Origin of the sequence: Ochrobactrum sp. WV_118_8 (genome assembly GCF_039631535.1) — a bacterium.
Classification (GTDB): domain Bacteria; phylum Pseudomonadota; class Alphaproteobacteria; order Rhizobiales; family Rhizobiaceae; genus Brucella; species Brucella anthropi.
Genome location: NZ_JBDIUZ010000001.1, coordinates 2,662,229 through 2,670,000 on the forward strand (window position 1 = coordinate 2,662,229; position 7,772 = coordinate 2,670,000).

The following is a 7,772-nucleotide window of genomic DNA, read 5'->3' on the forward strand; positions in this document are numbered from 1 at the left end:
GCGATTAGCGGGGAGAAACGAACCCGATCCACCTGAGCCAAGCCGCCAGACTGTCTCACCAGCCGGCACCACCTCAATTCACTCTGGCCTGGCCTCACGCGGCTTGAAACTCTTCAGCGTTTAGGAACGCCTTCTCCTCCGAACTGTCCAACAGCGACGCGATCTCGTCACATGTGCGCGTGACCGCGAGTTTCAGCGCCTCATCGATATGAACATAGCCCTGAGTTACACTCTGGGCCGCATGGCCGAGCAACGCCCGGATCGTCAATTCGGAGAATCCAAGATCTCCCGCAACGCTTCCGAACGTGTGTCGTAGAGTATGGGGTGTTACGCCCTCAATTCCAACGCTTGCACAAAGTCTAGCTAAGCATGCCTTACTAGCTGTGAAATGGCCGTCGCCGACATCAGACGGGAAGACATAGGGACAGTTCTGTTGCACCGGCTGGCTGGCAATTAGCTTCGCTGCAGCAGGTCCGATCGCGCGGACCTGTGCGTCCCCCTTGGTATCGGGAAAACTAATGTAGCCTGCATCCGCGTGAATCCAGGCGCGCTGCATCGCTTGGCCTTCGGAAATACGAAAACCCGTGAGCAAAAGAAGCCGGACGATTGCGAGGCCAACAGGATGTTCGCCATTGCGCTCCGCATGCCGCATTGCCATGCCAAGCTTCTTGATCTCAGCCACACTCAGGCGTCGGGTCTTCCTTTTGCCCGCGAGCTTTCGCGCACCACGGCTTGGATGATTCTCGATCTTGCCGAGACGGGCAGCATGACCAAGGATAGCCTGAAGTGTCCCGACTGCCCGAGACGCAACGCCAGGCCCGCCGGCGGCAACGCCGCCGCGGCCTTTGCCTCTCGATTTGGCTGTCTTTCCGGCAACGATGTCGGATTGCATGCCTTCGATGTCGGCGACCTTCAGGGTGTGAGCCAGGCGATCGCCCAAGAGCGGCTTGATGTGCGTTTCGATGCGACTCTTGTCCATGCCAAGTGTCGACTTCTTGATCGGTCGATTGCGGCGTCCAAGGATGCGTCCCGCTTCCGCCTCTGTAAGGTACCAGTCGCAGAGCATCGCAACAGTTGCCTGATGGTGGGGATCATCATCCGTGTCGGCCGGATCCTCTCCAGCGGCAATGGCGCCAAGCTTGATCCTCGCCTTGTCTCTTGCTTGTTCGACGGTAATCACGCCGAAACGACCAAGGTTGATACGCCGCTCTTTGTTGGCAGTGTTGCGGTACTGCAAAATGAATGTTTGCAGACCTGAGGGGAGCAGGCGTACCCCGAAGCCACGCAATTCGCTGTCCCATAGAAAAGACTGCTTGCCTTTTGCCGGCGGGTCCATCGCCTCAAGCGCCCTTTTGGTAAGTTTGGCCATAAGGACCTCCCCTAACTGCATCATCGAAGTTTGCTTACAATAGCACGACGCCTTCGGCTTTGTAAGCAAATTGTAAGCAACACAGGGAAATCAGCAGGCATGAAACGGCGACAGACGGCGATCTAAATTCTGGTTTTGCCTTATATTAACGTACCTTAGACAAGTGCTGGATATAGCAGAGTGGGTAGATAACAACCTTGCCAAGGTTGGGGTCGAGGGTTCGAATCCCTTCGCCCGCTCCATTTTTTCTTCAGATCAGGTTTTACGAAGGCTGCCGACAGGCGGCCTTTCGTGTTTCAGGGCAATGTTTCTGGAAGTGTACCATTGCTAGAGCAGCTTGAATGGCAGGCCTGAAACAAGCACCTTTATATAGCGTTTCTTCTGAAAATAGCCGTTGAGTGAAATACGCGGAATCGCTGCAGCTGGCATCACACCTGTTTGCTGCAGCACACCAGGCTGGGTGGTCACGCCCACATCGAACCCGCCTTCTGAAACCGCCCTGATCTCGCGTTCGCCAACGGCCGCCTTCCATCCATATGGATAGGCAAAGGATCGCGGCCTGTAACCAGCATAGCGTTCTACTGATTCGGTCGAGTCAGCGATTTCCTTGGCCAGTCTTTCGTCGTCGACACGACGTAAATTGACATGAGTGACAGTGTGCGCGCCAAGATGCACAAGCGGATCGAGCGCAAGAGCGCGCAATTCCGATGGGTTCATCACCGATTCATCGACAAGCGAAATTGCGTCGATCCCGACCGTTTGTGCAGCTGCGTCTATGCGGGCTACTGCCTCGTCTTCATCGAAACACTGCATGAACTGCACAAGCTGGGCAAAGGCCGCTGATTTCTGGGCCGGAGTTGCTGCGCGCACATCGAGAACACCGCCGCCAAAGTCGAACTGGAAACTGTCGGCCTCCGTCACCAGAGCCGCAATGGTCCGCCACCACATGGATCGCTTGCGTTCCACGAAACCCGTCGTGATGAAAATCGTGTAGGGAATGCTGTATCTGGCAAACACAGGGGCCGCGAAGTCTGCATTGTTCCGATAACCATCGTCCAGCGTGAAGGCGACATATTTCCGGGTGCTGCCTTGTTCGGAAAGCAGCCTCGGCAAGTCATGCAAATGCACCGGCACAAGGCCCGCTTCCAATGCCGCTTCTATCGCCATTTCAAGCGTTTGCGGCGTAATCGAAAGAATGGCGTTGGGGTCTGACCGATCTGTCGCACCTTCCGGTTTGACGTGATGCATCGTGAAGACGACACCGCGCCCACCGGCAGAAGGGAAAAGCGCCGACGCACCGGAAAAGGCAATAGCCTCCAGCCCCGCACGGATCAGCGGATATTTCAAACTGCCCTTAATAGACCGCAGCGACATCTTCTCGAATATACTTCCCCCGAAGGCCAGACTTGGCGCGGGATCGTGCGCCAGCCGTGAACCCCTCTCGCCTATAGCAATTTCATCTCGCCACGTGAATTGCTTTCGCCGCATCTTAATCCTAGAGCGCATTTCGATCTGATTGAATCAGATCGGCGCTCTCAATATTTGTTTTGGAGCGCATCCCGAAAACCGTTTCACACTTTTCGGGATGCGCTCCAGCAAAAAGGCCGCACGCAAAGCGTACGGCCTTTTATCATTTTGTTCGTTAAACTTGACGCTCAAAGCGAAGTCGAGCTCTTCCACCAGTCGGTTCCGCCATCATGCGCATACTGGTCAATTTCAGCCAGTTCCTCGGCACTGAATTCCAGTCCCTTCAGAGCACCCAAAGAGTTTTCAAGCTGCGCGACCGAGCTTGCCCCGATGAGCGAAGAGGTCACGCGCGGATCGCGAAGCGTCCACGCAATTGCCATCTGGGCCAAAGTCTGTCCACGACGCTCCGCAATGACGTTCAATGCCCGGATGCGCCCCAGCAGTTCTTCGTTCTCTGCGCTGGCTTTCAGGGAGCCGCCCTGATTCGCCCGCGCACCTTCCGGAATGCCGTTCAGATAGCGCGATGTCAGCAAACCCTGAGCCAGCGGCGAAAACACGATGCAACCGGCGCCCAGCTCATCCAGCGTATCGAGAAGCCCATTCTCGATCCAGCGGTTGAACATGTTATAATTCGGCTGGTGAATGAAAAGCGGCACGCGCTCTTCCTTCAGGATCGCCGCCGCCTTCAGCGTCAGTTCCTGCGAATAGCTCGAAATACCGACATAGAGCGCCTTGCCCTGGCGATGCAGATGCGCGAGCGCTCCCATCGTCTCTTCCAGAGGCGTCGTGGCATCGACACGGTGCGAATAGAAGATGTCGACATAATCGAGTCCCATCCGCTGCAGCGACTGGTCGAGACTGGCAATCAGATATTTGCGGCTGCCGCCAATGCCACCATAAGGCCCCGGCCACATGTCCCAACCGGCTTTCGATGAGATAATCATCTCAACGCGATAAGGCCGGAAATCGCTGGCCATGATGCGACCGAAGTTTTCTTCGGCAGATCCGGGAGGCGGGCCATAATTGTTCGCTAGATCGAAATGGGTCACGCCCAGATCGAAGGCGCGACGGAGAATCGCGCGACCGTTTTCGTAGACATCCCGGCCACCGAAATTGTGCCAGAGGCCAAGCGATATCGCTGGCAGGTCGATGCCGCTCCGACCGGTGCGGCGATAGAGCATATCTGACTGATAGCGATCAGCCGCTGCAGAATAATGCATAACGCATCTCCATGAGTGAAATGGTTTGACCACGCATGGAAGACAGCGCCGATCCCATGCATAACAGGTGTGACGCATATTTGATCCCGAAGGGGAGTCGAGGCAATGCTAATCTGCTGAATGTTACTCAACGAAAGAATGACGAATAATCAACAACGGCTCTTAACGTGATCCGACTTCCTCAGCGACCACCAATTTCGCGAGGCCCTGGTCTTCGCGGATGAGATCAATCAGCCGCCGCAAACCAGATGGAACCTGTCGTCTGCTTGGATAATACATGGTCAGGGGCGGACCTTCGGAAGCCCAGTCCGGTAGCACGGCTTCAAGTGTACCTGCGTCCAGATAGTTCTTGACCAATGGCTCCAGACAATAGGCAAAGCCGATCCCGCCCAAAGCGGCTTCCACAGCCTGTTCGGTTTCATTGGCGCAAATCGGTCCTTTCACATCGACTCGGCGCAAGGAAGCACCGTTCCCCAATTCCCATGCATATCGGGAATTGTCTCCGAGCCTCGTCTCTATACACGGCAAGCGGAGCAGATCGTCCGGCGTTTCGGGGCACCCTGCCCTCGATATCAAAACCGGAGAACCAACCACAATCCATTGCAAAGGCCCGGTTAGCGCAACGCCGATCATGTCCTGCGGCACCCGGTCGCCATAACGGATCCCCGCATCGAAACCCTCAGCGACGATATCAACCATCTGGTCATCTATAGTGATGTCGAGATGCATGTCGGGATAGGTTTGCGTATAGCGCGGTAAGATGGGCGCGATGATCAGTCGTGCGGCATCACGCAGCGCGTTGAGCCTTATGCGCCCCGATGGAAAGCGCGCTGACTGGTCAGAGCTTCCAAGGCTTCCCCTATCGTCCGCAGTCCGTTTTCAAGTTGTGTCGCGAGTGCCGCACCGGCTTCGGTCGGCGTGAGGGAGCGGCTGGTACGGTTGAGCAATCGCACACCCAAATCCGCCTCCAGTTTTTTCATACGATGACTGATAGCGGAGGTTGTTACACCGAGCTCGATTGCAGCCATTTTCATGCTTTTGCGGCGTACGATTGTCACGAATATGTTGAGATCAGCCAGTGCGGAGCGATCGAGGTTCACGATTGTCTTCCTTTGATAACGAGGCTGTTTGATAGCTTAAACGGGTCAGTTTGTCGTTATGGTCGGGACGGGGAAGTTTTGCGGCTGCGCCAAGCTGCTTTGGTCAAAAAAAAGCCCGCGTTGCGGCGGGTTTTGATTTGGTTTTTGGCTGGTGCCTGGTTGCGTTTGTCGGGGGATTGTTACGCTGGATCGTTTCTTTTTGCTGCCCACCCTTGGGGTTATGAGCGCGCTGCGGTGCGTGCGTATAGAACTCGCTTCCGTGCATCGATATTAGGTCGAACGGTCTTCTGGGAGAAGCCGGAGCCAGTTCGCAAAGATACGAACATCGGTTATGCTTGAGAGATTTCGTGTATTTTTGTGGGAATTTGGTTGCGGGGGCAGGATTTGAACCTGCGGCCTTCAGGTTATGAGCCTGACGAGCTACCGGGCTGCTCCACCCCGCGCTATGGGTGTTTTGTATGTATTTGAGAAGATGATTTGATTTGTGTTCTTGGCAGACCTGGCAGCGACCTACTCTCCCGTGTCTTAAGACAAAGTACCATTGGCGCTGGAGCGTTTCACGGCCGAGTTCGGAATGGGATCGGGTGCAGCCGCTCCGCCATAACCACCAGGTCGGCGAAGAACACAAATATGAGAAGCTGGTTGTCTTTCGTGCAGATAATTCAGCGATAAACGCTGATAAACAATAAGCACACGACTGTGTGCCGGCCGGAGGCCGCGCCCGCGTGAGCGTCTGGCGGAGCCAAACTGGCGTGAGCGCTATAAATTCATCGAAGTTTGTTCGATGGATATTGTAAATGGGAGTGATCAAGTCGATCGAGCTATTAGTACCGGTAAGCTACATGCGTTGCCGCACTTCCACACCCGGCCTATCAACGTGGTAGTCTTCCACGGCTCTGATAGGGAATACTCGTTTTTAGGTGGGTTTCCCGCTTAGATGCCTTCAGCGGTTATCCCGTCCGTATATAGCTACCCTGCTATGCCGTTGGCACGACAACAGGTCCACCAGAGATACGTCCATCCCGGTCCTCTCGTACTAGGGACAGATCCTATCAATATTCCTACACCCACGGCAGATAGGGACCGAACTGTCTCACGACGTTCTGAACCCAACTCACGTACCGCTTTAAATGGCGAACAGCCATACCCTTGGGACCTGCTCCAGCCCCAGGATGCGATGAGTCGACATCGAGGTGCCAAACAACCCCGTCGATATGGACTCTTGGGGGTCATCAGCCTGTTATCCCCGGCGTACCTTTTATCCGTTGAGCGATGGCCCTTCCACGCGGGACCACCGGATCACTATGACCGACTTTCGTCTCTGCTCGACTTGTCAGTCTTGCAGTCAGGCAGGCTTATGCCATTGCACTCGACGAACGATTTCCGACCGTTCTGAGCCTACCATCGCGCGCCTCCGTTACTCTTTAGGAGGCGACCGCCCCAGTCAAACTACCCACCATACACGGTCCTGGACCCGGATAACGGGCCGCAGTTAGACATCCATATAGGCAAGGGTGGTATTTCAAGGATGACTCCACAATGGCTGGCGCCACTGCTTCAAAGTCTACCACCTATCCTACACATGCCGACACGAATGCCAGTGTAAAGCTATAGTAAAGGTGCACGGGGTCTTTCCGTCTAACCGCAGGAACCCCGCATCTTCACGGGGAATTCAATTTCACTGAGTCTGCGTTGGAGACAGCGGGGAAGTCGTTACGCCATTCGTGCAGGTCGGAACTTACCCGACAAGGAATTTCGCTACCTTAGGACCGTTATAGTTACGGCCGCCGTTTACTGGGGCTTCAATTCAATGCTTGCACATCTCCTCTTAACCTTCCAGCACCGGGCAGGCGTCAGACCCTATACGTCGTCTTGCGACTTCGCAGAGCCCTGTGTTTTTGGTAAACAGTCGCTACCCCCTGGTCTGTGCCACCCCCACCTAGTTGCCTAAATGGAGGTCACGCTTCTTCCGAAGTTACGCGTGCATTTTGCCGAGTTCCTTCAACGCAGTTCTCTCAAGCGCCTTGGTATTCTCTACCAGTCCACCAGTGTCGGTTTAGGGTACGGTCTATATGCAGGAGCTATTTCCTGGAACCGCTTCGCTGCAAGATCAATCCAATAAGACCTTACAACACACGCGATCCGTCACTACCTGCAGGCCCACGAATATTAACGTGGTTCCCATCGACTACGCCTTTCGGCCTCGCCTTAGGGGCCGGCTAACCCTGCTCAGATTAACTTTAAGCAGGAACCCTTGGACTTTCGGCGAGGGAGTCTCTCACTCCCTTTATCGTTACTCATGTCAGCATTCTCACTTCCGATACCTCCAGGATGTCTCACGACTGTCCCTTCACAGGCTTACGGAACGCTCCGCTACCACGCACAAATGTGCATCCACAGCTTCGGTGTATGGCTTTAGCCCCGGTACATTTTCGGCGCAAAGACCCTTATTTAGACCAGTGAGCTGTTACGCTTTCTTTAAATGATGGCTGCTTCTAAGCCAACATCCTGGTTGTTTTGGGATCCTCACATCCTTTCCCACTTAGCCATAACTTAGGGACCTTAGATGGTGGTCAGGGTTGTTGCCCTCTCCACGACGGACGTTAGCACCCGCCG

At 55.0% G+C, this 7,772-nt stretch carries 5 protein-coding genes, 1 tRNA gene and 2 rRNA genes (1 of these 8 cut by a window edge); all 8 read right to left on the reverse strand.

The window, feature by feature from the left end; all coding sequences use genetic code 11:
• Positions 1-94 precede the first annotated feature (94 nt).
• Positions 95-1,369: a tyrosine-type recombinase/integrase gene (locus ABDF71_RS12940; protein ID WP_094514284.1), complete on the reverse strand. Its 1,275-nt coding sequence runs from the start codon at positions 1,367-1,369 to the stop codon at positions 95-97.
• A gap of 327 nt (positions 1,370-1,696) precedes the next feature.
• Entirely contained in the window at positions 1,697-2,743 is a 1,047-nt protein-coding gene (locus tag ABDF71_RS12945) for a polysaccharide deacetylase family protein (protein ID WP_010659357.1), read from the reverse strand.
• Positions 2,744-3,024: 281 nt separating this feature from the next.
• Complete coding sequence (gene mgrA, locus ABDF71_RS12950; RefSeq protein WP_500061607.1) at positions 3,025-4,056, reverse strand: L-glyceraldehyde 3-phosphate reductase; 1,032 nt, start codon at positions 4,054-4,056, stop codon at positions 3,025-3,027.
• Positions 4,057-4,218: 162 nt separating this feature from the next.
• A complete protein-coding gene (locus ABDF71_RS12955) occupies positions 4,219-4,866 on the reverse strand; it encodes a LysR substrate-binding domain-containing protein (protein ID WP_500061668.1) in 648 nt (215 codons plus the stop codon).
• The gene (locus ABDF71_RS12960) at positions 4,863-5,156 is read right to left on the reverse strand and encodes a LysR family transcriptional regulator (protein WP_500061608.1); all 294 of its coding nucleotides are present in this window, start codon (positions 5,154-5,156) and stop codon (positions 4,863-4,865) included. The genes ABDF71_RS12955 and ABDF71_RS12960 overlap by 4 nt, the downstream gene beginning before the upstream one ends.
• 366 nt (positions 5,157-5,522) lie before the next feature.
• Positions 5,523-5,599 (reverse strand) — tRNA-Met (locus ABDF71_RS12965).
• A 54-nt stretch (positions 5,600-5,653) separates the two neighbouring features.
• Positions 5,654-5,768, reverse strand: a 5S ribosomal RNA gene (gene rrf / locus ABDF71_RS12970).
• 191 nt (positions 5,769-5,959) lie between these two features.
• Positions 5,960-7,772 (reverse strand): 23S ribosomal RNA (locus tag ABDF71_RS12975); it runs 999 nt beyond the window's last position.

Bases quoted from the DNA above. Each gene is read 5' to 3' on its own strand.
- ABDF71_RS12940 (WP_094514284.1), bottom strand. From the start codon at position 1,369: ATGGCCAAACTTACCAAAAGGGCGCTTGAGGCGATGGACCCGCCGGCA.
- ABDF71_RS12945 (WP_010659357.1), bottom strand. From the start codon at position 2,743: ATGTCGCTGCGGTCTATTAAGGGCAGTTTGAAATATCCGCTGATCCGT.
- mgrA (WP_500061607.1), bottom strand. From the start codon at position 4,056: ATGCATTATTCTGCAGCGGCTGATCGCTATCAGTCAGATATGCTCTAT.